This is a genomic window from Streptomyces sp. NPDC060031 (genome assembly GCF_042736805.1).
Lineage (GTDB): Bacteria > Actinomycetota > Actinomycetes > Streptomycetales > Streptomycetaceae > Streptomyces.
Window position 1 is genome coordinate 28681 of record NZ_JBHWVM010000038.1, and the last position, 23768, is coordinate 52448.

Below are 23768 nucleotides of genomic sequence, written 5' to 3' on the forward strand. Positions count from 1 at the left end.
CCCGGGCGACCCTGATGGGGCGCTCGGGATGCCGCTTTTGCCCCGCTGTGTAAATCTGAGCACGTCGTCTCGGTATCCCCAGACTCCCCCGGACCGCGTCCGGGGGGACCCCCAGGGACGGGAGGGGCTCACTGTGACCCAAGGCTTCCACCCGCCGCTACGGCGGCTCGCCTGCGCCGCACTGGTCGCCGCCGCCGCGCTCTCGCCTGTCGTGCCCGCCCTGCCCCTCCTGCCCGCAGCGCCCGCCTTCGCGTCCCCCGGGGGTCCCACTCCCACTCCCGCTCCCGTGACGGCGAGCGCGACGGCCAGCGCGACGGCCGGCGACGTACCGCAAGAGGCCTACGAGGAACTCGCCGGCAGCGCCGCCGGAGTCGGCCGGGAGCGGCCCGGCCGGCCCGCGACCGCGCCCGCCAACCCCGAAACGGTGATCGCGGCCCGGCCCGTCCCGCTGCGGCCGCCGCCCGCCCGGCCGGTCACGCCGACGCCGTCCGCTGCGCCGAGTCCGCCGGACACGGGCACCGCGCTCGCCGCCGAGCCGAACGATCGGGCCGCCGACCTGGCCGCGCACATACTGCCCCTCGGCACCGGATTCGCCCTGATGGGACTGGGTCTCGGCTTCATGGGGATGCGGTTGCGCAAGGGGCCCTGACCTCTCCTCCAGACGGACGCGAAGCCGTCCGTCCCCCTTGGGATGTACGCCGGAGGGAGGTTGCACCTACCGGCATACTCGGTATACATACTGAGTATGTCCATTCGCCACGGCCTTCTCGCCCTCCTGGAACGGGGCCCTCGGTACGGCTCCCAGCTGCGTACCGAGTTCGAATCCCGCACCGGCTCCACCTGGCCGCTGAACGTCGGGCAGGTGTACACCACGCTCGCCCGGCTGGAGCGTGACGGCCTCGTCGCGCCCGGCGGCGAGGACAGCGCCGGCCACACGCTCTACGCCATCACCGACCCCGGACGTGCCGAACTGCACCAGTGGTACGAGCGCCCCGTCGACCGCGCCAACCCGCCCCGCGACGAACTCGCCATCAAGCTCGCGATGGCCGTCGGGGCACCCGGCGTGGACATCCGCGCCGTCATCCAGGCCCAGCGGCACGCCACCGTCAAGGCGATGCAGGACTACACCCGGCTCAAGGCCCAGGCGCTCGCCGCGATCGAGAGCGGGCGGACCCGCGAACGCGACGACGTGGCCTGGCTACTGGTCCTGGAGCAGCTCATCTTCCAGACCGAGGCCGAGGCCCGCTGGCTCGACCACTCCGAGGCCCGCCTCGTACGGCTCTCCGTGGCCGCCGCGCGGCCGGTGGCGACCTCGGCGCCCGACCCTGCGTCCGACCCTGCGTCCGACCCGGCGTCCGAAGCCGAACCCGAGCCGCCCGGGGCCGCCCGCACGGCTGCCGCCAAGGCCCCGACCGCCGCCACGACCCGCCCCGAGGCCACCGGCCGCTGAGACTCCGGCCACCCCGCACCCGGCCACCTGCCGCCGAGGCCACCACGAACACCACAACCGACCGGCTCCGTCCCGCCCGCACGCGCTGGCGGGGCTGAACGACCGCACCTCCAGGGGGACACCCTTCATGCCTGACCAGCCCGTACTCCAGTTGGACCAACTCGTCCGCACACACGGCAGTGGAGCCACCGAGGTCCACGCCCTGCGCGGCATCAACCTCTCCGTCTTCCCCGGCGAACTCGTCGCCGTCATGGGCCCCTCCGGCTCCGGCAAGTCCACGCTGCTCACCCTCGCCGGCGGGCTCGACACCCCCAGCAGCGGCCGGGTCATCGTCGAAGGCACCGACATCACCGCCGCCGGCCGCAAGGAGCTGGCCGCCCTGCGCCGGCGCAGCATCGGCTACGTCTTCCAGGACTACAACCTGATCCCGGCGCTCACCGCCGCAGAGAACGTGGCCCTGCCCCGCGAACTCGACGGGATATCCGCCCGCAAGGCCCGCGTCTCCGCGCTCGCCGCCCTGGAGGAGATGGGGCTCGGCCAGCTCGCCGACCGCTTCCCCGACGAGATGTCCGGCGGCCAGCAGCAGCGCGTGGCCATCGCCCGCGCCCTCGTCGGCGACCGCCGCCTGGTCCTCGCCGACGAGCCCACCGGCGCCCTCGACTCCGAGACCGGCGAGTCCGTGCTCGCCCTGCTGCGCTCGCGCTGCGACGCCGGCGCCGCGGGGATCCTGGTCACGCACGAGCCGCGGTTCGCCGCCTGGGCCGACCGCGTCGTCTTCCTGCGCGACGGCAGCGTGGTCGACGAGACCCTGCGCGCCGGCGCCGACTCCCTGCTGTTCGGGCAGGCGGCCGCACAGTGATCTCCTGGTACCACTCCTGGGTCGCGGCCATCCGGATCGCCCGCCGCGACGCCTGGCGCTCCAAGGGCCGCAGCGTCCTCGTCCTCGCGATGATCGCCCTGCCGATCGTCGGTGTGAGCGCCGCCGACCTGACCATGCGCAGTGCCGAACTCTCCGTCGAGCAGGAGCTCCAGCGCCGCATCGGCGCCGCCGACGCCGAGCTCAGCCTCTCCCGCATGAACGTGCCGATCTACCAGAGCCCCGACGGCAACCGGTACGCGCCGGTCGGCGGCTACGACTCGTACGAGCCGCCCAAGGAGGAGAACCCGCAGCTGCTGCAGCAGTCGCTCCCGGCCGGCGCCGACGTCGTCAAGGACAGCACCGGGCACGCCAAGCTGCGCACCACCCACGGGCTCCTCGACACCAACCTGCGCGAGATCGACACGCACAGCCCCCTGGTGAAGGGCCGGTTCACGCTCGACCGGGGCCGGCTGCCCGAGGCGGCCGGCGAGGTCATCGCCACCACCGCGTTCCTGAAGGAGTCCGGCTACTTCGTCGGCTCCAGCGTCAACGCGCGCGGCACGAACCTCGAGTACAAGATCGTGGGCTCGTACGAACTGCCCAGCGCGCTCCAGGAAGTGCAGCTCATCGCGCAGCCGGGGACGCTGCTGACCCCGCTCGACAAGGCCCTGCAGGCCGCCGGGGTGTCCGGGGTGCGGGCCGACGACGTGTACCTCGTGAAGGTCTCCGGTGCCGGTGGTTTCACGTGGAACATGGTCAAGGACGTCAACGGCAAGGGTGTGCTCGCCATCTCGCGCGCCGTCACCCTCGACAAGCCGGCCGACTCCGAAGTGCCGCTGTACGCGCAGGAGCCCAAGGAGCAGTTCGAGGCCTCCGGCTCGACCCACGCCGTCGAAATGGCCGTCCTGGCCACCGTCGTCGGTCTCGCCATGCTGGAGATCTGCCTGCTCGCCGGCCCCGCCTTCGCGGTCGGCGCCCGGCGCTCGCGCCGCCAGCTCGGCCTCGTCGGCGCCAACGGCGGCGACCGGCGGCACATCCGGGCCATCGTGCTCTCCGGCGGCCTGGTCATCGGCGCCGCTGCCGCCGTCGTCGGCACCGCGATCGGCATCGCCCTCACCCTGGGGCTCCGGCCGCTGCTCGAGGAGTACCTCGGGCTGCGCTGGGGCGGGTTCGAGCTCCGGCCGCTGGAACTGGCCGCCATCGCCCTGCTCGCCGTGGTGACCGGCCTGCTGGCCGCCATCGTCCCCGCGATCACCGCCTCGCGGCAGACCGTCCTGGCCTCGCTCACCGGCCGCCGCGGCGTCCGCCGGGCCAACCGGGTGCTGCCCGTCCTCGGCCTGATCGCCGTCGCCGGCGGAGCGGCCATCGCCCTGTACGGCACGGTGTCCGAGATGGGCTCCCTGGTCGTCGCGGGCGGCAGCGCCATCGCCGAGCTCGGCATCGTCGCCCTCACCCCAGTGCTGGTCGGCCTCTTCGGGCGGCTCGGACGCTGGCTGCCGCTGTCGCCCCGGCTCGCGCTGCGCGACGCCGTGCGCAACCGGGGGCGTACGGCTCCCGCCGTGGCCGCCGTCCTGGCCGCCGTGGCCGGCACCGTCGCCGTGGCGACGTACCAGCACAGCCAGGACGTCCAGGCCCGGCACGAGTACGTCGCCGACCTGCCGCACCACTCCGGGCTGGTCTCGGTCTCCGACAACAGCTCCTACAAGGACGTCCCGGCCGTGCGCGAGGCCCTGTCCAAGGAGTTCTCGCTGTCCCTACGGGCCGACGTGGAGCGCCTGGTGGTCGGCAAGCCGGGCTGTGACGCGTACTCGCACGAAGCGGGCTGCGGGCGGGCCGAGGTCATCGTGCCCAAGGACCAGCGCTGCCCGCTCTACGAATCCGAGCACGGCCCGGCCGACTTCGCCCCCGAGCGGGCCAAGGAGCTGCGCAAGGACTGGCGCTGCGGGCAGGCCCGGAACCGGAACTTCGCGGAGAACAACGCGGTCGTCGCCGACGAGAAGCTGCTGACCGCGCTGGCCGTGACCGACCCCGGCGCCGTCGCCGCCCTGAAGTCGGGCAAGCCCGTCTCCCTCGACAAGCAGAACGTGAAGGACGGCAAGGTCACCATCCGGCTCATCACCGACCCGGAAGCGGCTGACAACGCTCGCAGCAAGCGCGAGGAGGGGCCGGGTGAGGACAAGGTCCTGCCCGTCTACCAGGCGCCGGACGGCGTCAAGGGCTGGGGCGTCAAGCTCATCCTTCCGGCCGCGACGGCCAAGGCCGCCGGGCTGACGACGGCCCCGTTCGGCTCGTACTTCGCGCTCGACGGCGCGCCGAGCAGCAAGCAGCGCCAGAAACTGGACGGCGCCCTCGACACGATGGGCGTGGACGCCCGGATCAAGATCGAGCAGGGGTACCCGGGGGACAACAGCATCGAGATGCTCGCCCTGGCCCTCTTCGCGGGCCTGGTCACCATCGGTGCGGCCGGCATCGCCACCGGGCTCGCCCAGGCGGACGCCGAGGCCGACCTGAAGACCCTGGCCGCCGTCGGCGCCGCCCCGCGGGTGCGGCGCACGCTGAGCGGTTTCCAGTGCGGGGTGGTCGCCCTGATGGGCGTGGTCCTGGGCTCGGCGGCGGGCATCCTGCCGGCGGTCGGGCTGCGGCTCACCCAGGCCCGGGAGATGGAACGGTTCATCGAGCGGGGCACCGCGATGGGGTGGACCAGCCCCGGGGAGAAGGTGTACGTGCCGATCGCCGTGCCGTGGGAGACCCTCGGCGCCCTGGTGATCCTGGTGCCGCTGGGCGCGGCCCTGCTCGCGGCCCTGGTCACCCGGTCGAGCGGCGCGCTGGCCCGGCGGGCGGCGGGCTGATGTCGGTGCCCCCGTACAGGGTGGATCACGCCCGTACGGGGGCACACCGTGTGAGTACGAAGGTGTGCGAGACAATGACGGCATGGAGATGCCGAGGAGTGAACGGTCGCAGGACAGCCCCCCGAACGTCCTGATCGTGGGACAGGACGGGATGGCGGTCGGCGGCGCCGATGACGAGTCGCGCGAGGTCCCGGTGACGGAGATGGTCGAACAGCCCGCCAAGGTCATGCGGATCGGCAGCATGATCAAGCAACTCCTGGAAGAGGTCCGCGCCGCGCCTCTGGACGAGGCAAGCCGGGTCCGTCTCAAGGACATCCACGCCGCTTCGGTGAAGGAGCTTGAGGACGGTCTGGCTCCGGAGCTGGTCGAGGAACTGGAGCGTCTCTCCCTGCCCTTCACGGAGGAGGCGATTCCGTCCGAGGCGGAACTGCGGATCGCGCAGGCACAGTTGGTGGGCTGGCTGGAGGGTCTCTTCCACGGCATCCAGACGGCCCTGTTCGCGCAGCAGATGGCGGCGCGGGCCCAACTGGAACAGATGCGGCGCGCGCTGCCGCCGGGCGGGTCCCACGACGACGAGGAAGGCCCGCACGGCGCGATCCGCTCGGGCCCCTACCTCTAGCCCCGGCGGCCCCCGAACAACGGCGGGCCCGAGCCACACCCGTGGCCCGGGCCCGCCGCTCCGTTCCCGGACCCCCGGGCCCCGCGCCCCACACGTCGGCGGGGCCGATTCTTGCCCGGCTCCACAAGGCGGCATCAGCCGAAGTCCAGCCCCGCCGCGATCGAGGCGCGGGGTCTGGGGCGGAGCACCAGGTCAGTGAGCCGCGCCCACGCGAGGGCATCAGCCAAAGTCCAGCCCCGCCGCGTTCGAGGCGCCGGGTCCGGGCGGAGCCCCCGGTCCTCAGGCCGCGCCGACACGGCGGCATCGGGCAGATCCAGCCCCGCCGACGATGAGGCGCCGGGGGGCGGAGCCCCAGATCGGTGGGCCGCGCCCGCGGGCCGGGCGGGGTGTAAGTCCCGGGTAAGCGGCGCTCCCCGCAGGGGACACGCGCCACGCATACTCGGGGCATGAGCTACGACGCAGTCGTCCTGGCGGGCGGCGCCGCCCGCCGTCTCGACGGCGCCGACAAACCCGCACTGGAGGTCGGCGGCCGCACCCTCCTGGACCGCGTCCTGGACGCCTGCGCCGACGCCCGCACCACCGTCGTGGTCGGCGGCCGCAGACCCACCGCCCGCCCGGTCCACTGGACCCGCGAGGAGCCCCCCGGCGGCGGCCCCCTCGCCGCGCTGGACGCCGGCCTGCGCCGGACCACGGCCGCGCAGGTCCTCGTGCTCTCCGCGGACCTGCCCTTCCTCGACGCCGAAACCGTACGCGCGCTCCTCGACTCGCCCGGCCCCGAAGGCGCCATGCTCCGCGACCCCGCCGGCCGCGACCAGCCCCTCGTCGCCGCCTACCGCGCCGAGCCCCTGCGCCGCGAGCTCGCCCTCCTCGCCACCGAGCACGGCAACCTCACCGGGCTGCCCCTGCGCGCCCTCACCGCCGAACTCGACCTCGCCACCGTCACCGCCGCTGCGCCACTCGCCTCCTTCGACTGCGACACCTGGGACGATCTCGCCGCCGCCCGCGCCCGGATCAGGGAGCATGGAACCGTGCTGGACCAATGGATCACCGCCGTCAAGAACGAGCTGGGCCTCGACCTCCCCGTCGACACGAAGACCCTGCTCGACCTCGCCCGCGACGCCGCCCACGGCGTCGCCCGGCCCGCCGCCCCGCTGACCACGTTCCTGGTCGGCTACGCGGCGGCCCAAGCCGAAGCCCGCGGCGCCGACCCCGCCCAGGCCGTCGCCGAAGCCTCGCGCAAGGCCGCCGACCTGGCCCTGCGCTGGGCCGCGGAGGCCGAGGCCGCCCCCGGTGACGGGAACCGCTCCGGATGAGCCCCACCGAGGCCGATCACGCCCTCGACCAGGCCCTCGCCCTGGTCAGCCGCAATCCCGGCGGCGGAGGCCACCGCCCCGCCGCCTGGTCCCGGGCCCGGGAAGCCGCCGCCCGCGCCGGCGAGAGCGTCCGCGGCCGCACCCGCCAGGCGTCCCTCGCGGACGCCCTCGGCGAGGTCCTGGCCGCCCCCCTGGACGCCCTCACCGACCTGCCGTCCTTCGACACCTCCGCCATGGACGGCTGGGCCGTCGCCGGACCCGGTCCCTGGACCGTCCGCGCGGGCGGCGGGGTACTGGCCGGCGCCGACCGGCCCGAGCCCCTCGCGGACGGAGAGGCGGTACGGATCGCCACCGGCGCCCGGATCCCCGCCGACACCACCGCCGTGATCCGCAGCGAGCACTCCCGCGAAGCCGGCACCCAGCTCCACCCCGAGCGGCCGGTCGCCACCGGCCAGGACATCCGCCCGCGGGGCCAGGAGTGCCGCTCCGGCGACCTGCTGCTCCCCGCCGGATCGCTGGTCACCCCCGCCGTGCTCGGGCTCGCCGCGGCCGCCGGGTACGACGAGCTGACCACCCGGCCCCGCCCGCGCGTGGAGATCCTGGTGCTCGGCGACGAACTGCTCACCGAGGGCCGTCCGCACGACGGCCTGATCCGCGACGCCCTGGGCCCCATGCTCGGCCCCTGGCTCACCCGGCTCGGCGCCGAGGTCGTCGCCACCCGGCGGCTCGGCGACGACCCGGACGGCGCCGAGGCCCTGCTGAAGGCCGTCACCGGCTCCACCGCGGATCTGGTCATCACCACCGGCGGCACCGCCTCCGGCCCCGTCGACCACGTCCACCCCGTCCTGCGGCAGGCCGGCGCCGAGCTCCTCGTCGACGGGGTCGCCGTGCGCCCCGGCCACCCGATGCTGCTCGCCCGGCTCGGCGCCCCCGCCGACGGCCGGTACGTGGTGGGCCTGCCCGGCAACCCGCTCGCCGCCGTCTCCGGTCTGCTGACCCTCGCCGAACCGCTGGTCCGCGCCCTCGCCGGACGCCGCCGCCGCCCCCGGTACGCGCTGCCCGTGGAGGGCGACGTACCGGGCCACCCGCACGACACCCGGCTCGTGCCGGTACTGCTGACCGACGAGCACGCCGTACCGCTGCGCTACAACGGCCCGGCGATGCTGCGCGGAGTGGCCGCGGCCGACGCGCTGGCCGTCGTACCGCCGCACGGCGCACGGTCCGGTCAGGAGCTGGAGATCCTGGACCTGCCGTGGGCCTCGGGGGGATGTTTCACGTGAAACTTCACGGCCAGGACGCCATGGCCCGCGGCGCCGACGAGAAGCTCGTCTCCCGGCGCATCAAACTGCCCAAGCGCATCGTCGAAAGGCCGCTGCGCCAGGTCACCCGCCGCCTGCTGATGGCGCTGTTCGTGATGTTCCTGACGGTCCTGCTCGTGTGGATCGACCGCGATGGCTACCACGACAACGCCAACGAAAAGGTGGACCTGCTCGACTGCATCTACTACGCCACCGTGACGCTGTCGACGACCGGCTACGGCGACATCGTCCCGTACAGCGACAGCGCGCGGCTGGTGAACGTCCTGCTGATCACGCCGCTGCGCGTGCTGTTCCTGATCATCCTGGTCGGCACCACCCTGGAAGTCCTCACGGAGCGCACCAGGGAAGAGTGGCGGCTGAACCGCTGGAGGAAGAACTTGCGTGACCACACGGTCGTCGTCGGCTTCGGCACCAAGGGCCGCTCGGCCCTGCAGACGCTGCTGGCCACCGGCCTCCAGAAGGAGCAGGTCGTCATCGTGGACCCCAGCGTCAAGGTGATCGACATCGCCAACGCGGAGGGCTTCACGGGCGTGGTCGGCGATGCCACCCGCTCCGACGTGCTGCTGCGGGCCGAACTCCAGAAGGCCCGTCAGATCGTCATCGCCACCCAGCGGGACGACACGGCGGTCCTGGTCACCCTGACGGCACGCCAGCTCAACCGCGGCGCGAAGATCGTGGCCGCCGTGCGAGAAGAGGAGAACGCGCCGCTGCTGCGCCAGTCGGGCGCGGACGCGGTCATCACGAGCGCGAGCGCGGCCGGCCGACTGCTCGGTCTCTCGGTGCTGAGCCCGAGCGCGGGCACGGTGATGGAGGACCTGATCCAGCAGGGCAGCGGACTCGACCTCATCGAACGGCCCGTCAACAGGTCGGAGGCCGGCAAGAGCGTGCGGGACACGAACGACCTGGTGGTCAGCGTCCTGCGCGGACACCGGCTGCTCCCGTACGACGACCCGCACGCGAGCCCGCTCCAGTTGACGGACCGTCTCATCACCATCGTCCGCGCGGTGCCGCCGACTTCGCCGCCGGTGGTGCTGGGCCCGGCGGAGTAGTCCTACTGGGCGTGGCGGGCGGGGTCGCGTAGCCTCCGGGCCATGCATGCGATCACCATCGAGCAGCCCGGCGGCCCCGAGGCCCTGGTGTGGGCGGACGTTCCCGATCCGGTGGCCGGCGACGGCGAGGTCCTCGTCGAAGTCGCGGCGAGCGCCGTGAACCGCGCCGACGTCCTCCAGCGGCAGGGGTTCTACGCACCGCCGCCCGGCGCCTCGCGCTACCCCGGCCTGGAGTGTTCCGGACGGATCTCCGCCATCGGGCCCGGGGTCTCGGGCTGGTCGGTGGGCGACGAGGTGTGCGCCCTGCTGGCCGGCGGCGGGTACGCGGAGCGCGTGGCGGTCCCGGCGGGGCAACTGCTGCCCGTTCCGGCGGGCCTGGACCTCGTGACGGCCGCGGCGCTGCCCGAGGTCGTGGCCACGGTGTGGTCGAACGTGTTCATGGTGGCGGGACTGCGCCCCGGCGAGACCCTGCTGGTGCACGGCGGCTCCAGCGGCATCGGCACCATGGCGATCCAGCTCGCGAAGGCGGTCGGCGCGCGGGTGGCGGTGACGGCGGGCGGCAAGGAGAAGCTGGCCCGCTGCGCGGAACTGGGCGCGGACGTCCTGATCGACTACCGCGAGCAGGACTTCGTAGAGGAGCTGCGGGCCGCGACCGGCGGGGCCGGGGCGGACGTGATCCTGGACATCATGGGCGCGAAGTACCTGGCGCGGAACGTGGACGCGCTGGCCGTGAACGGCCGCCTCGCGGTGATCGGGCTCCAGGGCGGGGTCAAGGCGGAACTGAACCTGGGCGCACTGCTGGCGAAGCGGGCGGCGATCACCGCGACGTCGCTGCGGGCCCGGCCGCTGGAGGAGAAGGCGGCCATCGTGGCGGCCGTACGGGAGCACGTCTGGCCCCTGGTCGCGGCGGGCCGGGTCCGTCCCGTGGTCCACGCGTCGTACCCGATGCGGGAGGCCCCGGAGGCCCACCGGGTCCTGGAGTCCAGCACGCACGTGGGCAAGCTGCTGCTGACGCCCTAGTGCTGTGGCCGCCCCGCTAGCGGTCGAGGACGCCGGCGATGCGGTGCGTCACGCCCGGGAAGCGCAGGGACCGGCTGGTCCGGACGAAGACGGTCCAGCCCGGGCGGACGTCCCTCGTATTGCTCGGGAGGTAGGCCGTCAGCTCGGTGCCGCCGGGGAGCCTGACCTGCGCGCTCGCCAGCGTCACCGACTCGACCGTGCCGATCCGCTTGCCGCGGCGCAGCTTCGCCGGGCTCGACTTGGTCATCGCTTCTCCCTCGTACGCCGGTTCCGCGCAGGTCGCGGTGCACCGCAGCTAACCGCACCGCGGGGCCGGGGCTCGGCACCCCGGCCCCGCGACCACCCGTTCGGCGTCAGAGCGAGCGCAGCAGCACCGCCGGGGACTCGACGCAGTCGGCGACGTACCGCAGGAAGCCGCCCGCCGTGCCGCCGTCGCAGACGCGGTGGTCGAAGGTCAGGGACAGCTGGACGACCTGGCGGACGGCCAGCTCGCCCTGGTGGACCCACGGCTTGGGGATGATCCGGCCCACGCCGAGCATGGCCGCCTCGGGGTGGTTGATGATCGGCGTGGAGCCGTCGACCCCGAAGACCCCGTAGTTGTTCAGGGTGAAGGTCCCGCCGGTCAGATCGGCCGGGGTCAGCTTCCCGGCCCGGGCCAGCTCGGTCAGCCGGGCGAACTCCGCCGAGAGGGACTCCGGGTTGCGCGTCTGGGCGTCGCGCACGACCGGGACCATCAGGCCCCGCTCCGTCTGCGCGGCGAAGCCGAGGTGCACCGCCGGGAGCCGGACGATCTCCTTGGCCTCCAGGTCCACGGTGGAGTTGAGCTCCGGGTAGCGGGCCAGCGCCGCCGTGCAGATCCGGGCCAGCAGCGCGAGCACCGAGATCTTAGGGCCGCCCGCGGCGTTCATCGCGGCCCGGGCCGCCATCAGCTCGGTGGCGTCCGCGTCGACCCAGCAGGTGGCCTCCGGGATCTCCCGGCGGCTGCGCGACAGCTTCTCGGCCACGGCTCCGCGGAGCCCCTTGAGCGGGATCCGCTCGCCCTGCGCGGCCACCGCCGGGGCGGCCACCGCCGGGGACGGCGCCGGAGCCGGCCCGGGCGCCCGCAGCGCCGCCTCGACGTCCGCCCTCAGGATCAGCCCCTCGGGGCCCGATCCGCTGAGTCCGCGCAGGTCGACCCCGTTGTCCCTGGCCAGCTTCCGCACCAGTGGCGAGATCACCGCCACCGGCCCGGTGGCCACGGGGGCCACCGCCACCGCAGCCGGAGCCGCAGCCGCAGCCGCAGCCGCAGGAGCGGGCGCCGAGACCTCGGCGGTGACGGGTCGCACCCGTCGCCGACGCGCTGGACGCGAGTGCTCCGTGCCGTAGCCGACCAGGACGTTGCCCGAGCCCTGCGCCTCTGCCTCCGGCGGCTCCGCCGCCCCGGCCCCCGCACCCACCGCCACGGTGATCAGCGGGGCCCCGACCGGCAGCTCCGTGCCCTCCTCGCCGAAGCGCGCGGTGACCACGCCCCCGTACGGGCACGGCACCTCGACCATCGCCTTGGCCGTCTCGACCTCGACCACCGGCTGGTCGATCGCCACGACGTCGCCGACCGCGACCAGCCAGCGGACGATCTCCGCCTCGGTCAGTCCCTCCCCCAGATCGGGGAGCTTGAATTCCATTACCTGCGGCATCAGTTCTCCCACTGCAGGCGGGCCACGGTGTCCAGGATCCGGTCGACGCCGGGCAGATGGTGCTTCTCCAGCATGGGCGGCGGGTACGGGATGTCGAAGCCCGTCACCCGCAGCACCGGCGCCTCCAGGTGGTGGAAGCACCGCTCCATGACGCGAGCGGCGATCTCCGCACCCGGTCCGCCGAAGCCGCCGGCCTCGTGGACCACCACCGCGCGCCCGGTCCGGCGTACGGCCTCGACGACCGTCTCCTCGTCGAACGGCACCAGCGAGCGCAGGTCCAGGACCTCCAGGTCCCAGCCCTCCTCGCGCGCCGCCTCGGCCGCCTCCAGGCAGACCGGGAGCGAGGGCCCGTACGTGATCAGCGTCGCGCTCGTGCCGGGGCGCCGGACCAGCGCCTTGCCGATGCCCGGGACGGCCGCCGGGGCGTCCGGCGACCACTGCGCCTTCGACCAGTACAGCCGCTTCGGCTCCAGGAAGACCACCGGGTCGTCGCTCGCGATCGAGGCGCGCAGCAGCCCGTACGCGTCCTCGACCGTCGACGGGGTCACCACGTGCAGGCCGGGAGTGGCCACGTAGTACGCCTCGGAGGAGTCGCAGTGGTGCTCCACCCCGCCGATCCCGCCGCCGTACGGCACGCGGATGGTGATCGGCAGGGGCATGGCGCCGCGGGTGCGGTTGCGCATCTTCGCGACGTGGGAGATCAGCTGCTCGAAGGCCGGGTAGGCGAAGGCGTCGAACTGCATCTCCACCACCGGCCGCAGGCCGTACATGGCCATGCCCACCGCGGCGCCGAGGATCCCGGCCTCCGCGAGCGGGGTGTCGGTGCAGCGGTCCTCGCCGAACTCCTTCGCGAGCCCGTCCGTGATGCGGAAGACCCCGCCCAGTGCCCCGACGTCCTCGCCCATCACGTGGACGGTCGGGTCCTCGGCCATCGCGTCGCGCATGGCCCGGGTCAGGGCCTGGGCCATGGTCGCCGGCTTCACCGCAACCGTGGTCATCACTCGGTCTCCGCTTCGAGCTCGGCACGCAGCATGTCCGCCTGTTCGCGCAGCCGGCCGGTCTGCTCCGCGTAGACGTGGGTGAACAGGTCCATCGGGTCGAGGACCGGCTCCGCGTTCATCTGCTCGCGCAGCGCCGCCGCCATCTCCTCGGCCGCGTCCTTGGCCTCCTGGATGCCGGCCGCGTCGAGCAGCCCGCGCGCGGTCAGCTCGCGCTCCAGCAGCTCCACCGGGTCGTGCGCCTTCCACGCCTCGACCTCGGCATCGCCGCGGTAGCGGGTCGCGTCGTCGGCGTTCGTGTGCGCCTCGATCCGGTACGTGACGGCCTCGATCAGGGTCGGTCCGCCGCCGGCCCGGGCCCGCCGGACGGCCTCGGACAGCACCTCGTGGACGGCGGCGATGTCATTGCCGTCGACGAGGCGGCCGGGCATCCCGTATCCCACGGCCTTGTGGGCCAGGGTGGGGGCGGCGGTCTGCTTGGCGAGCGGGACGGATATCGCGAAGCCGTTGTTCTGCACGAGGAAGACCACCGGGGCCTGCCAGACGGCCGCGAAGTTCAGGGCCTCGTGGAAGTCGCCCTCGCTGGTGCCGCCGTCGCCGACCATGGCGAGGGCCACCACGTCGTCGCCGCGCAGCCGGGCCGCGTGCGCCAGGCCCACCGCGTGCGGCAGCTGGGTGGCGAGCGGGGTGCACAGCGGGGCTATCCGGTGCTCGCGCGGGTCGTAGCCGGTGTGCCAGTCGCCGCGCAGCAGGGTCAGCGCCTGTACGGGGTCCAGGCCGCGGGCCACGGCCGCGAGGGTGTCGCGGTAGCTGGGGAAGAGCCAGTCCTGCTCCTCCAGGACCAGTGCGGCCGCGATCTCGCAGGCTTCCTGGCCGACGGTGGAGGGATATACGGCCAGTCGGCCCTGCCGGGTGAGGGCGGTGGCCTGCGCGTTGTACCGCCGGCCGCGCACCAGCTCGGCGTAGCACCGGCGCATCAGCTCGGGGTCGAGCCGGTCGGCGGCCGGGGTGCCCAGCACCCGGTACGGCTCGGGGTCCGGGAGCAGCGGGGCGGCATCCGTGCGGGGCCTCCAGGCGGGCGGCGGGGTGGAACGGTGGGACGCACCGGCACCGGGCAGCTCTTGGACCGTCATGGCGGCGTACACCTCCTCGTGGGAAGCGGGCATGGAGGCCTCGGATGTGAGGCCCCTCACCTACCGATTGTTCGGTTGTCTGCGCAATTTGGCTACAGGCGGCTCCAGGCTGTGGACAAACTGGCGCCGGGGCCCTGGGATGGATGCAGGACGTCCAGGAGAGGGAGGCAGTGGGCGATGGCGGATGAACAAATGGCCGGAGCGGGTTCCGCACCGGTACCACCGGGAGGTGCCCCCGGGACCCCCGCGCCCCCCGCGCGCCCCCTGGACCCGGTCGACCGGTCCATCATGCGGTTGCTCCAAACGGACGGCCGGGCGTCGATACGCTCGGTCGCCGAGCAGGTGCACGTGTCCCGCGCGAACGCCTACGCCCGCATCAACCGGCTGATCGACGACGGCGTGATCCGGGGCTTCACGGCCCGGGTGAACCACGAGCGCGCGGGCCAGGGTGCCTCCGCCTACATCACGCTGAAGATCGTCCAGAACTCCTGGCGGACGGTCCGCGAACAGCTCCGCGAGCTCCCGGGCGCCGCCCACATCGCCCTGGTCAGCGGGGACTTCGACGTCCTGCTGCTGGTCCACACCCCGGACAACCGGACCCTGCGCGAACTGGTCCTGACCCGCCTCCAGTCCATCCCGGAGGTCCTCTCCACCCGCACCTTGCTGGTCTTCGAGGAAACGGACCTCCTGGACTCCGGCCAGGGCTCGGGCCCGGGCCCGACGATCTCGGAGGAGTAGGCGGCGCAACGCTCAGCGCTGGGTGCGCAGTCCGTCCAGGGCCATGCTGACCACCGCGTCCGCGAGCTGGTCGGGGGTCGTGCCCGGGTGCGGTCGGTACCACTCGACCAGGGAGTTGACCATGCCGAAGAGCAGCCGGGTGGCCAGCCGGATGTCGACGTCCGCCCGCAGGTCGCCCTCGGCCGCGGCGGCCTTGAGCAGGTCCGCGACCTGGTGGTCGAACTCCCGGCGGCGCTCCAGCGCCCACCGCTCGGTGCGGGTGTTGCCGCGCACGCGCAGCAGCAGCGTCACGTAGGGCAGTTCCGCGACCAGCACCCCGACCGTGCGGCGGGTGACGTACTCGACCCGCTCGACCGCGCGCCCGCGTACGGCGCCCTGCTCCTCCAGGACCGCGAAGAGCCCGTCCAGCGCCCGGCTGACGGCCCGGCGCAGGAGCTCCTCCTTGCCCGCGACGTGGTGGTAGATCGAGGACTTGGAGATTCCGGCGGCCTTGGAGAGGTGCTCCATCGAGGTGCCGTCGTAGCCGCGCTCGTTGAAGACCTGGACGGCCACGGACAGGAGCGTCTCGGGCGTGTACGTGTCCCGCTTGGCCGTCGTCACTGTGCCTCCCCCGCTTCGATCGCGTCCTCGTCGCCGGCCGCGTAGCCCAGCCGGAACAGCGCGAGCGAGGGCGCGTAGCGGCCGCCGGGACAGCGTTCGTCGAGGTGGTGCAGCAGGTCGTACGCCCAGTCCCGGCCGAGCCGGTCGTGCCATTCGGCGGGGCCGAAGGGGTAGTTGACGCCGAGCCGCATCGCGGTGTCGATGTCTTCGGCGGCGGCCACGCCACGGGCGATCGCGTCGGCGGTGAGGTCGATCAGCATCGCCACGGTCCGGGCGACGATCATGCCGGGGACGTCGCCGATGACGGAGACCTTCTTGCCGAGCTTCTGGAACAGTCCGATGGCCTCGGCCAGGGTCTGCTCACTGGTGTCCTCGCTCGCCGAGAGCGCGATCCGGGTGGCGCCGCGGTAGTCGAACGCGAGGTCGAAGTAGACGACGTCCGCGAACTCGACCGAGGTCTTGCCGTCCGCGAGCACCAGCTGGCCCTCGCCGGGGAGCTGGATGTACGGGCCCCCGTGCTCGGTGGCGGTGACCGCGATCCCGGCCTCCTCGAAGAGGTCGACCAGCTCGGCCGCCGGACCCAGGTCGCCGACGACGGTGACCTTCTCCGGGGCCTCCTCGGGGCCGGCGGTGTGCGGGCCGGGCACCTGCGCGTCCGGGCCGTAGGGGAACCAGCCGTGGCCCGACTTGCGGCCGAGGCGGCCCGACTGGACCAGCCGGCGCTGCGCGAGGGAGGGGGTGAACTTGGGGCTCCGGAAGAACGACTCCCACACCGAGCGGGTGACGGCCTCGTTCACGTCCTGCCCGATCAGGTCGGTCAGCGCGAAGGGCCCCATCTTGAAGCCGCCGCTCTCGCGGAGCACGGCGTCGATGGTGGCCGGGTCGGCGCCCTGCTCCTCGTACACCGCGAAGGCCTCGGCGTAGAAGGGTCGGGCGATCCGGTTGACGATGAAGCCCGGGGTGTCGGCGCAGCGGACCGGCGTCTTCCCCCAGCCCAGCACGGTGGCGTACGCGCGGTCGGCGGCGGCCGGGTCGGTCGCGAAACCGCTGACCACCTCGACGAGCGGGAGCAGCGGGGCCGGGTTGAAGAAGTGCAGGCCGAGGAAGCGGCCGGGGTGCGCGAGACCGGCGGCGAGCTCGGTGACGGAGAGGGAGGAGGTGTTGGTGGCCAGCAGCGCGTCCGGCGAAACCACCTCTTCGAGTGCTTCGTAGAGTGCCCGCTTGACGGTGACGTTCTCGACGACGGCCTCGACGACGAGCGCGGCTCCGGCCAGCCCGGACAGCTCGGCGGCCGCATCGATTCGGCCGATCGCGTCCTCGGCCTCGGCCCGGTCCAGCCGGCCCTTGGCGGCCATCCGTTCCACGCGGTCCTGGACCATGCCGACGCCGTCGGCCGCCAGCGCCCCGTTGATGTCGTAGATCAGCACGCGGTGACCCGCGAGAAGGGCTACCTGGGCGATGCCCTGTCCCATGGTTCCGGCGCCGACGACCGCCACAGTGCGGGACCGCTCGATTGCTGTCATGACCCGATCCTCCCGCACGGACTTGTCCACAGGTCTGCCGGGCCCTCTTGTCCCGACCGATCGTTCGGTTACTCTAACTCCAGTCTGCTCTTTTTCGCCCGGCTCAACGAGGAGTTGGTCTTGATGGCCGCCGACCAGTCCGCCGCAGCTCTGCCCGTGTCCCGCTTGTCAGAGCGGCACCGGCCGACCCTCGACCAGGCGCTGGCCGCCATCCGCAGCCGCGCCTACTGGTCCCCGCACCCCGAGCACCCCAAGGCGTACGGGGAGACCGCGCCCGCCGACGGGCTCGCCGCCTTCGAGGCGCTGCACGGCACCCGGCTGGACCTCGGGCAGCCCGGCACCGACGGCTGGACGGGCGGCGAGGTGTCCCCGTACGGCCCGGAGCTGGGTGTCGAATACCCCCATGCCGACCCGGACGTGCTGCTGCCCGCGATGAAGGCCGGCATGGCCGCCTGGCGCGACGCCGGGCCCGAGGCCCGCGCCGTGGTCTGCATCGAGATCCTGGCCCGGATCAGCGCGCGGACGCACGAGTTCGCGCACGCGGTCATGCACACCAGCGGCCAGGCCTTCATGATGGCCTTCCAGGCGGGCGGCCCCCACGCGCAGGACCGCGGCCTGGAGGCGGTGGCCTACGCGTACGAGGAGCAGACCCGCGTCCCCGGCCGGGCCGACTGGTCCAAGCCGCAGGGCAAGAAGGACCCGCTGGAGCTGGGCAAGACCTTCACCGCGGTCCCGCGCGGCATCGCCCTCGTGATCGGCTGCAACACCTTCCCGACGTGGAACGGCTACCCGGGCCTCTTCGCCTCCCTGGCCACGGGCAATGCCGTGCTGGTCAAGCCCCACCCCCGCGCCGTGCTCCCGCTGGCGCTGACGGTCCAGGTGGCCCGCGAGGTGCTCGCCGAAGCCGGCTTCGACCCGAACCTGGTGGCGCTGGCGGTGGAGCGGCCGGGCGAGGGCATCGCCAAGACCCTCGCGGTGCGCCCCGAGATCAAGCTGATCGACTACACCGGGTCCACCGAGTTCGGCGACTGGCTGGAGGCCAACGCCCGCCAGGCGCAGGTCTACACGGAGAAGGCCGGCGTCAACACCGTCGTCGTCGACTCCACCGACAACTACAAGGGGATGCTGTCCAACCTGGCCTTCTCCCTGTCCCTGTACAGCGGCCAGATGTGCACCACCCCGCAGAACCTGCTGATCCCGCGCGACGGCATCGCCACCGACGCCGGCCACAAGACGTACGACGAGGTCGTGGCCGATCTCGCGGCCTCGGTCGGCGGCCTGCTCGGCGACGACGCCCGGGCCAATGCGCTGCTGGGCGCGCTGGTCAACCCGGACGTCAAGACCCGCCTGGAGGCGGCGGCCGCCCTGGGCGAGGTCGCGCTGGCCTCGCGGGAGGTCCCCAACCCCGAATTCCCGGACGCGGTGGTGCGTACCCCGGTGATGGTGAAGCTGGACGCCGCCAAGCCGGACCCGGAGGCGCCCTACCTCTCCGAGTGCTTCGGCCCGGTCTCCTTCGCGGTGGCGGTCGACTCCACGGCGGACGCGCTCGACCTGCTGCGCCGTACGGTGCGGGAGAAGGGCGCCATGACGGTGGGCGCGTACACGACCTCCGCGGACACCGAGCGGGCCATCGAGGAGGTCTGTCTGGAGGAGTCGGCGCAGCTCTCCCTGAACCTCACGGGCGGGGTGTTCGTCAACCAGACCGCGGCCTTCTCCGACTTCCACGGCTCGGGCGGCAACCCCGCGGCGAACGCGGCGCTGTGCGACGGGGCGTTCGTGGCGAACCGCTTCCGGGTGGTGGAGGTCCGCCGCCAGGCGTAGCGGTCGGGCGTAGCCGTCAGGGCTTGGGCCCGCCCCAGTGGAAGAGGGTCATGGCCACGCTGGTGGCCAGGTTGTAGCTGGAGACCTGCGGGCGCATCGGCAGGGACACCAGGTGATCGGCGCGGGCGCGCAGCTCGGGCGAGATGCCGTGGCGTTCCGAGCCGAAGGCGAGCAGGGCGTCGTCCGGGAGGGTGAGGGCACGGATGTCCTCGCCCTCCGGGTCGAGCGCGTACAGCGGCCCGGGCGGGAGGGTCTCCAGGGTGACCCGGTCGACGGTGGTGGCGTAGTGCAGGCCGGCGCCGGCCCGGACCACGTTCGGGTGCCAGGGGTCGAGGTCGCCCCGGGTGACGACGCCGGTGGCGCCGAAGCCGGCGGCGAGGCGGACGACCGCGCCGACGTTGCCGAGGTTGCGGGGGTTGTCCAGCACCACGACCGGCGCCCGGCGGGGCAGCTCCGCCAGGGCCGCGCGCCCAGCCTCCCGGGCGGGGCGTACGGCGAGCGCGGCGACCCCCGTGGGGTGCACGCGGGCCAGCAGCCCCTTGAGCGGCGCCCGCCGCACCAGCCGGGCGATCTCGGCCTCCACGTCCGGAGCCAGCTCGCGGGCGAGGGCCCGTACGGCGTCGGGGTCATCGGCGACGGCCATCCGCACCTCGGCCCCGAACCGCAGGGCGTGCTTCAGCGCGTGGAACCCGTCGAGCAGCACGGCCCCTTCCGCCGCCGCGGCCTCCCGCCACCACCGCGCCGCCTCATCCGCACTCCCCAGGTCACTCATGCCCCCGACCCTACGGCGGCCGGCCGGGCAATCCGGACCCGGCAGCGGCGCCGCGGGTCAGCGCAAGGCGGAAGCCGCCGGGACCGGGGCCGGTTCCGCGGCCGGCCCGGCCGGAGCGCGGCGCGGCCGAAGCGCCGCGGCCCTCGCGCCCAGCCAGACCAGGAACCCCGTCGGCAGGAAGACCGCGTCGGCGGCGATCATCGCCAGAGAGAAGAAGGGCAGTCCCAGCACCACCGCGATCCCGGCGTGCTCGACCATCATCACGCCCAGCAACACGTTCTTGATCCGCCGGTTGAACAGGGTGAACGGAAACGCCACCTGCACCGCCACCGTCCCGTAGGACAGCAGCATCACCATCACCCCGCTGCCCGCCAGCAGCGCGGACAGCCCCGGCCACGGCGTGAAGTAGTCCAGGCCCAACGGGTAGTACAGCGCGGTCCCGTCCTGCCACCGCGATCCCTGGATCTTGTACCAGCCCGCCGTCGCGTAGATCAGGCACACCTCCGCCGTGATCACCAGCATCCCGGCGTTGTGCAGCACGTTCGCGAGGACGTCGAGGACCGCCCGCCCCTCCCCGTCCCCGTCGTACCGGTCGACCGTCCACCACAGCGCCGCGACCACCCACAGCGCCGCGAAGGCCGCCAGCCAGCCGTACCCGAACCGCCCCGTCACCACCCCGTACGCGAAGACCGCGCCGAGGACGCCCCACAGCACCGGCCCGCCCGGACCGGCCGACGCCGAGCCGCGCCGCACCGCCCGCCGGGCGTCCAGGGACCACACCTGGGCGCACCTCGTCAGCACCAGGTAGATCGCCATCAGGTGGATGACGTTGTCCCCGCCGTCACCCATGAACACGCTGCGGTTCTGCAGGGACAGCACCCCGACCATGAACAGCACCGACGTCGCCCGGGTCCGCCAGCCCAGCATCAGCAGCAGGCTCGCCAGCACGGACACGGCGTACACGAGCTCGAACCAGGGCGTCGAGTCCGACCACAGCAGCACCGTGAACGACCGGTTCGAGGCGATCAGCCGCTCCGCCATCCCCCAGCTCCACGGGCCGTCGGGGCCGTACAGCTCGCGCCGGTTGGGGAATTCGCGCAGCAGGAAGAACAGCCAGGTCCCGGCGAAGCCGATGCGGACCACGGCGCTCTGGTACGGGCCCAGCGCCTGCCCGGTGGCCTTCGCCAGTGCCCGCCCGGCCGCCGCGCGTGCGCGGTTCACACCGTCCACCACGGCAGCTCCCGGTAGTACGTCTGGGTGTCGGTCTTCTCGTCGGACCACTTCGGCGCGGCCACCGCCCGGGTCGCCGAGCGCAGCTGGATCCGTACGATCACGTCGCCGGCCCGCTGCCGCGCCGCCAGCCGCTCCAGCGCGATCCGCCGCAGGTACTCCTCCGACAGCGTGCCCCGCTCGCCGTTCGCCTTGTTGTCCTCGTCGTGGGAGCCGGTGAAGAAGTCCCAGGCCCGCCGGAGCTCGTTCTGCTCGGTGTGGCTCGGCAGCAGGCTGTGCCGGATGGCCGCGCCGTCCTCGGCCGACAGGTCGCGCCAGTCGCCGGTGACCAGCTTGTCGTCCGCGCCGCGCACCTGGGCCCGTACCTCGACCGCGATGTTCTGCTGCAGCGGATTGGGGGCGAAGAGCTTCCAGTTCTGTTCGAACTCGGGATAGATCCAGTCGTCGACCGCCTGCGCGTGCTGCTTGCTCACCGTGTTGGACGGGGCCACGTGCAGGAAGACGAGCGCCAGGTGCCAGCAGGCGGCGACGGCCACAGCGCCGAGGGCGAGCGCGACGACGATCCGGTACGGGGCGGACAGTCCGGCGATTCCGGGCGTCCGGGGCGGTGGGAAGGCCCTTTCCACGGGCTCGCGCTCGTTCGAATCCATCCCGCCCCGATCATCCGGCGTCCACAGGGTTGACCACAGAGGTTGACACCCTACGGGCCTGCGTCTCACCATTGAAGAGAATGAACCGAACGATCGGTCGGTCGGGCGGACGGACACTCTGGCAGGGGGCCGGGATGGTTGCAGTGACCCCGGAAACGGGGCAGGACCTCGGCGCGCAGCTCGCGGCGGCATTCGACGCGGCCGTAGCGGCCGACGAGCGCGTGGAGCCGCGGGACTGGATGCCCGACGAGTACCGCGCCTCTCTGGTCCGCCAGATGGCCCAGCACGCCCACTCCGAGATCATCGGCATGCAGCCCGAGGCCAACTGGATCACCCGGGCGCCCTCGCTGCGCCGCAAGGCGATCCTGATGGCGAAGGTCCAGGACGAGGCGGGCCACGGCCTGTACCTCTACAGCGCTGCCGAGACCCTCGGCACCAGCCGCGACGAGCTGCTGGACAAGCTCCACGCAGGCAAGCAGAAGTACTCCTCGATCTTCAATTACCCCACGCTGACCTGGGCCGACGTCGGCGCGATCGGCTGGCTCGTGGACGGCGCGGCGATCACCAACCAGGTCCCGATCTGCCGCTGCTCGTACGGTCCGTACGCGCGGGCCATGGTCCGGATCTGCAAGGAGGAGTCCTTCCACCAGCGCCAGGGCTTCGAGCTCCTCATGGCCCTCTCGAAGGGCACGGCGGCCCAGCACGCGATGGCGCAGGACGCGGTCGACCGCTGGTGGTGGCCGTCGCTGATGATGTTCGGCCCGCCGGACGACGAGTCGGCGCATTCGGCGCAGTCGATGGCCTGGCGGATCAAGCGGCACTCCAATGACGAGCTGCGCCAGCGCTTCGTGGACATCGCCGTCCCGCAGGCCGAGGCGCTCGGCCTGACCCTGCCCGACCCGGACCTGAAGTGGAACGAGGAACGCGGGCACCACGACTTCGGCGCGATCGACTGGGCGGAGTTCTGGGACGTGCTCAAGGGCAACGGCCCGTGCAACGACCAGCGGATCGGCCAGCGCCGCAGGGCACACGAGGAAGGCGCCTGGGTCCGCGAGGCGGCCGCGGCGTATGCCGACAAGCAGGCACGTACCGAAAGTGAGGCAAAGGCATGACGCAGAACTGGCCGCTGTGGGAGGTGTTCGTCCGCTCGCGGCGCGGCCTCTCGCACACGCACGCGGGAAGCCTGCACGCCCCCGACGCGGAGATGGCCCTGCGCAACGCCCGCGACCTCTACACCAGGCGCGGCGAGGGCATCTCGATCTGGGTCGTGCCCTCCACCGAGATCACCGCCTCCTCGCCGGACGAGCGGGACCCGTTCTTCGCCCCGTCCGCCGACAAGCCGTACCGGCACCCCACCTTCTATGAGATCCCCGAGGGGGTGCGCCACCTGTGACCAGCACCGATGTCGTCAATTCCGCTGCCTTGGCCCTCGCGGACGACGCGCTGATCCTCTCCCACCGCCTCGGCGAGTGGGCGGGCCACGCGCCCGTGCTGGAGGAGGAGGTCGCCCTCGCCAACATCGCCCTCGACCTGCTCGGCCAGGCCCGCGTCCTGCTGTCCATGGCCGGCGACGAGGACGAGCTGGCCTTCCTGCGCGAGGAGCGCTCCTTCCGCAACCTGCAGCTCGTCGAGCAGCCGAACGGCGACTTCGCCCACACCATCGCCCGCCAGCTCTACTTCTCCGTCTACCAGCACGAGCTCTACGGGGAGCTCGCGGCCGGGGACGGCCCGTTCGCGCCGCTCGCCGCCAAGGCGGTCAAGGAGACGGCGTACCACCGCGACCACGCCGAGCACTGGACGCTGCGGCTCGGCGACGGCACCGAGGAGAGCCGGGCCCGCATGCGGACGGCGCTGGACGCGCTGTGGAGGTACACCGGGGAGATGTTCCAGCCGGTGGCCGGGCTCGACGGCGTGGACGGGCCCGCCCTGGAGGGCCGCTGGCTGGCCGCGCTGACCGGCGTACTGGACCGGGCCGGCCTCGCGCTGCCGGAGGGGCCGCGCACCGGCGCCTGGGCTGCCGGAGCCGGGCGCCAGGGGCTGCACACCGAACCGTTCGGGCGGCTGCTCGCCGAGATGCAGCACCTGCACCGCAGCCACCCGGGGGCGTCATGGTGACCTCCGCGGACCGCACCGGGCAGCCCGGTGCGGCGGC

General features: G+C 73.2%; 23 protein-coding genes. 14 read left to right on the forward strand and 9 right to left on the reverse strand.

Annotated elements, in window-relative coordinates; translation table 11 throughout:
* Positions 1-133: 133 nt before the first annotated feature.
* From ACFWB8_RS18825 to ACFWB8_RS18865, 9 genes are all read left to right on the forward strand, one after another.
* Complete coding sequence (locus ACFWB8_RS18825; protein WP_385227738.1) at positions 134-649, forward strand: hypothetical protein; 516 nt, start codon at positions 134-136, stop codon at positions 647-649.
* 96 nt (positions 650-745) lie between these two features.
* Positions 746-1450: a PadR family transcriptional regulator gene (locus ACFWB8_RS18830; protein WP_385227741.1), complete on the forward strand. Its 705-nt coding sequence runs from the start codon at positions 746-748 to the stop codon at positions 1448-1450.
* Positions 1451-1577: 127 nt separating this feature from the next.
* A complete protein-coding gene (locus ACFWB8_RS18835) occupies positions 1578-2309 on the forward strand; it encodes an ABC transporter ATP-binding protein (RefSeq protein WP_385227745.1) in 732 nt (243 codons plus the stop codon).
* Positions 2306-5158 carry an FtsX-like permease family protein gene (locus ACFWB8_RS18840; protein WP_385227748.1) on the forward strand — a complete coding sequence of 951 codons (2853 nt, stop codon included), beginning with the start codon at positions 2306-2308 and terminating at the stop codon, positions 5156-5158. Before ACFWB8_RS18835 ends, ACFWB8_RS18840 begins: the two co-directional genes overlap by 4 nt.
* Positions 5159-5240: 82 nt before the next feature.
* Positions 5241-5777 carry a bacterial proteasome activator family protein gene (locus ACFWB8_RS18845; protein WP_385227751.1) on the forward strand — a complete coding sequence of 179 codons (537 nt, stop codon included), beginning with the start codon at positions 5241-5243 and terminating at the stop codon, positions 5775-5777.
* A gap of 446 nt (positions 5778-6223) precedes the next feature.
* Positions 6224-7090, forward strand: coding sequence for an NTP transferase domain-containing protein (locus ACFWB8_RS18850; RefSeq protein ID WP_385227754.1), 867 nt, complete (start codon positions 6224-6226; stop codon positions 7088-7090).
* Positions 7087-8370: a molybdopterin molybdotransferase MoeA gene (locus ACFWB8_RS18855; RefSeq protein ID WP_385227758.1), complete on the forward strand. Its 1284-nt coding sequence runs from the start codon at positions 7087-7089 to the stop codon at positions 8368-8370. Before ACFWB8_RS18850 ends, ACFWB8_RS18855 begins: the two co-directional genes overlap by 4 nt.
* The gene (locus tag ACFWB8_RS18860) at positions 8358-9458 is read left to right on the forward strand and encodes a potassium channel family protein (protein ID WP_385227761.1); all 1101 of its coding nucleotides are present in this window, start codon (positions 8358-8360) and stop codon (positions 9456-9458) included. Before ACFWB8_RS18855 ends, ACFWB8_RS18860 begins: the two co-directional genes overlap by 13 nt.
* 42 nt (positions 9459-9500) lie before the next feature.
* Complete coding sequence (locus ACFWB8_RS18865) at positions 9501-10478, forward strand: NAD(P)H-quinone oxidoreductase (protein WP_385227764.1); 978 nt, start codon at positions 9501-9503, stop codon at positions 10476-10478.
* A 16-nt stretch (positions 10479-10494) separates the two neighbouring features.
* Here the strand turns inward: ACFWB8_RS18865 and ACFWB8_RS18870 are convergent, their stop codons facing one another.
* From ACFWB8_RS18870 to pdhA, 4 genes are all read right to left on the reverse strand, one after another.
* On the reverse strand, positions 10495-10725 hold the full coding sequence (locus ACFWB8_RS18870; protein ID WP_385227767.1) for a hypothetical protein: 231 nt from the start codon (positions 10723-10725) through the stop codon (positions 10495-10497).
* Positions 10726-10831: 106 nt separating this feature from the next.
* The gene (locus ACFWB8_RS18875) at positions 10832-12151 is read right to left on the reverse strand and encodes a dihydrolipoamide acetyltransferase family protein (protein WP_385227770.1); all 1320 of its coding nucleotides are present in this window, start codon (positions 12149-12151) and stop codon (positions 10832-10834) included.
* On the reverse strand, positions 12151-13149 hold the full coding sequence (locus ACFWB8_RS18880) for an alpha-ketoacid dehydrogenase subunit beta (protein ID WP_385227773.1): 999 nt from the start codon (positions 13147-13149) through the stop codon (positions 12151-12153). The genes ACFWB8_RS18875 and ACFWB8_RS18880 overlap by 1 nt, the downstream gene beginning before the upstream one ends.
* Positions 13149-14282, reverse strand: coding sequence for a pyruvate dehydrogenase (acetyl-transferring) E1 component subunit alpha (pdhA, locus tag ACFWB8_RS18885; RefSeq protein ID WP_385227847.1), 1134 nt, complete (start codon positions 14280-14282; stop codon positions 13149-13151). The genes ACFWB8_RS18880 and pdhA overlap by 1 nt, the downstream gene beginning before the upstream one ends.
* 177 nt (positions 14283-14459) lie before the next feature.
* On the opposite strand from pdhA, the gene ACFWB8_RS18890 reads away from it, so the two are divergent.
* Complete coding sequence (locus ACFWB8_RS18890; protein ID WP_385227776.1) at positions 14460-15020, forward strand: Lrp/AsnC family transcriptional regulator; 561 nt, start codon at positions 14460-14462, stop codon at positions 15018-15020.
* A 12-nt stretch (positions 15021-15032) separates the two neighbouring features.
* On the opposite strand, the gene ACFWB8_RS18895 is transcribed toward ACFWB8_RS18890, so the two are convergent.
* Entirely contained in the window at positions 15033-15620 is a 588-nt protein-coding gene (locus ACFWB8_RS18895; protein WP_385227780.1) for a TetR/AcrR family transcriptional regulator, read from the reverse strand.
* Positions 15617-17143 carry a 3-hydroxyacyl-CoA dehydrogenase gene (locus tag ACFWB8_RS18900; protein ID WP_385227783.1) on the reverse strand — a complete coding sequence of 509 codons (1527 nt, stop codon included), beginning with the start codon at positions 17141-17143 and terminating at the stop codon, positions 15617-15619. Before ACFWB8_RS18900 ends, ACFWB8_RS18895 begins: the two co-directional genes overlap by 4 nt.
* A gap of 123 nt (positions 17144-17266) precedes the next feature.
* Between ACFWB8_RS18900 and paaN the strand changes: the two genes are divergently transcribed.
* Complete coding sequence (gene paaN / locus ACFWB8_RS18905; RefSeq protein WP_385227786.1) at positions 17267-18964, forward strand: phenylacetic acid degradation protein PaaN; 1698 nt, start codon at positions 17267-17269, stop codon at positions 18962-18964.
* Between the two features lie 16 nt (positions 18965-18980).
* Here the strand turns inward: paaN and ACFWB8_RS18910 are convergent, their stop codons facing one another.
* The 3 genes from ACFWB8_RS18910 to ACFWB8_RS18920 are packed head-to-tail and all read right to left on the reverse strand — an operon-like array spanning position 18981 to position 21616.
* Positions 18981-19736: a TrmH family RNA methyltransferase gene (locus ACFWB8_RS18910; protein WP_385227789.1), complete on the reverse strand. Its 756-nt coding sequence runs from the start codon at positions 19734-19736 to the stop codon at positions 18981-18983.
* Positions 19737-19793: 57 nt separating this feature from the next.
* Positions 19794-20957 carry an HTTM domain-containing protein gene (locus ACFWB8_RS18915; protein WP_385227792.1) on the reverse strand — a complete coding sequence of 388 codons (1164 nt, stop codon included), beginning with the start codon at positions 20955-20957 and terminating at the stop codon, positions 19794-19796.
* The gene (locus ACFWB8_RS18920) at positions 20954-21616 is read right to left on the reverse strand and encodes a DUF5819 family protein (RefSeq protein ID WP_385227795.1); all 663 of its coding nucleotides are present in this window, start codon (positions 21614-21616) and stop codon (positions 20954-20956) included. The genes ACFWB8_RS18915 and ACFWB8_RS18920 overlap by 4 nt, the downstream gene beginning before the upstream one ends.
* A gap of 134 nt (positions 21617-21750) precedes the next feature.
* On the opposite strand from ACFWB8_RS18920, the gene paaA reads away from it, so the two are divergent.
* The 3 genes from paaA to paaC are packed head-to-tail and all read left to right on the forward strand — an operon-like array spanning position 21751 to position 23731.
* A complete protein-coding gene (gene paaA / locus ACFWB8_RS18925; protein ID WP_385227797.1) occupies positions 21751-22728 on the forward strand; it encodes a 1,2-phenylacetyl-CoA epoxidase subunit PaaA in 978 nt (325 codons plus the stop codon).
* Positions 22725-23009: a 1,2-phenylacetyl-CoA epoxidase subunit PaaB gene (paaB, locus tag ACFWB8_RS18930; protein ID WP_243629195.1), complete on the forward strand. Its 285-nt coding sequence runs from the start codon at positions 22725-22727 to the stop codon at positions 23007-23009. The genes paaA and paaB overlap by 4 nt, the downstream gene beginning before the upstream one ends.
* On the forward strand, positions 23006-23731 hold the full coding sequence (gene paaC, locus ACFWB8_RS18935; RefSeq protein WP_385227800.1) for a 1,2-phenylacetyl-CoA epoxidase subunit PaaC: 726 nt from the start codon (positions 23006-23008) through the stop codon (positions 23729-23731). Before paaB ends, paaC begins: the two co-directional genes overlap by 4 nt.
* Positions 23732-23768 lie beyond the last annotated feature (37 nt).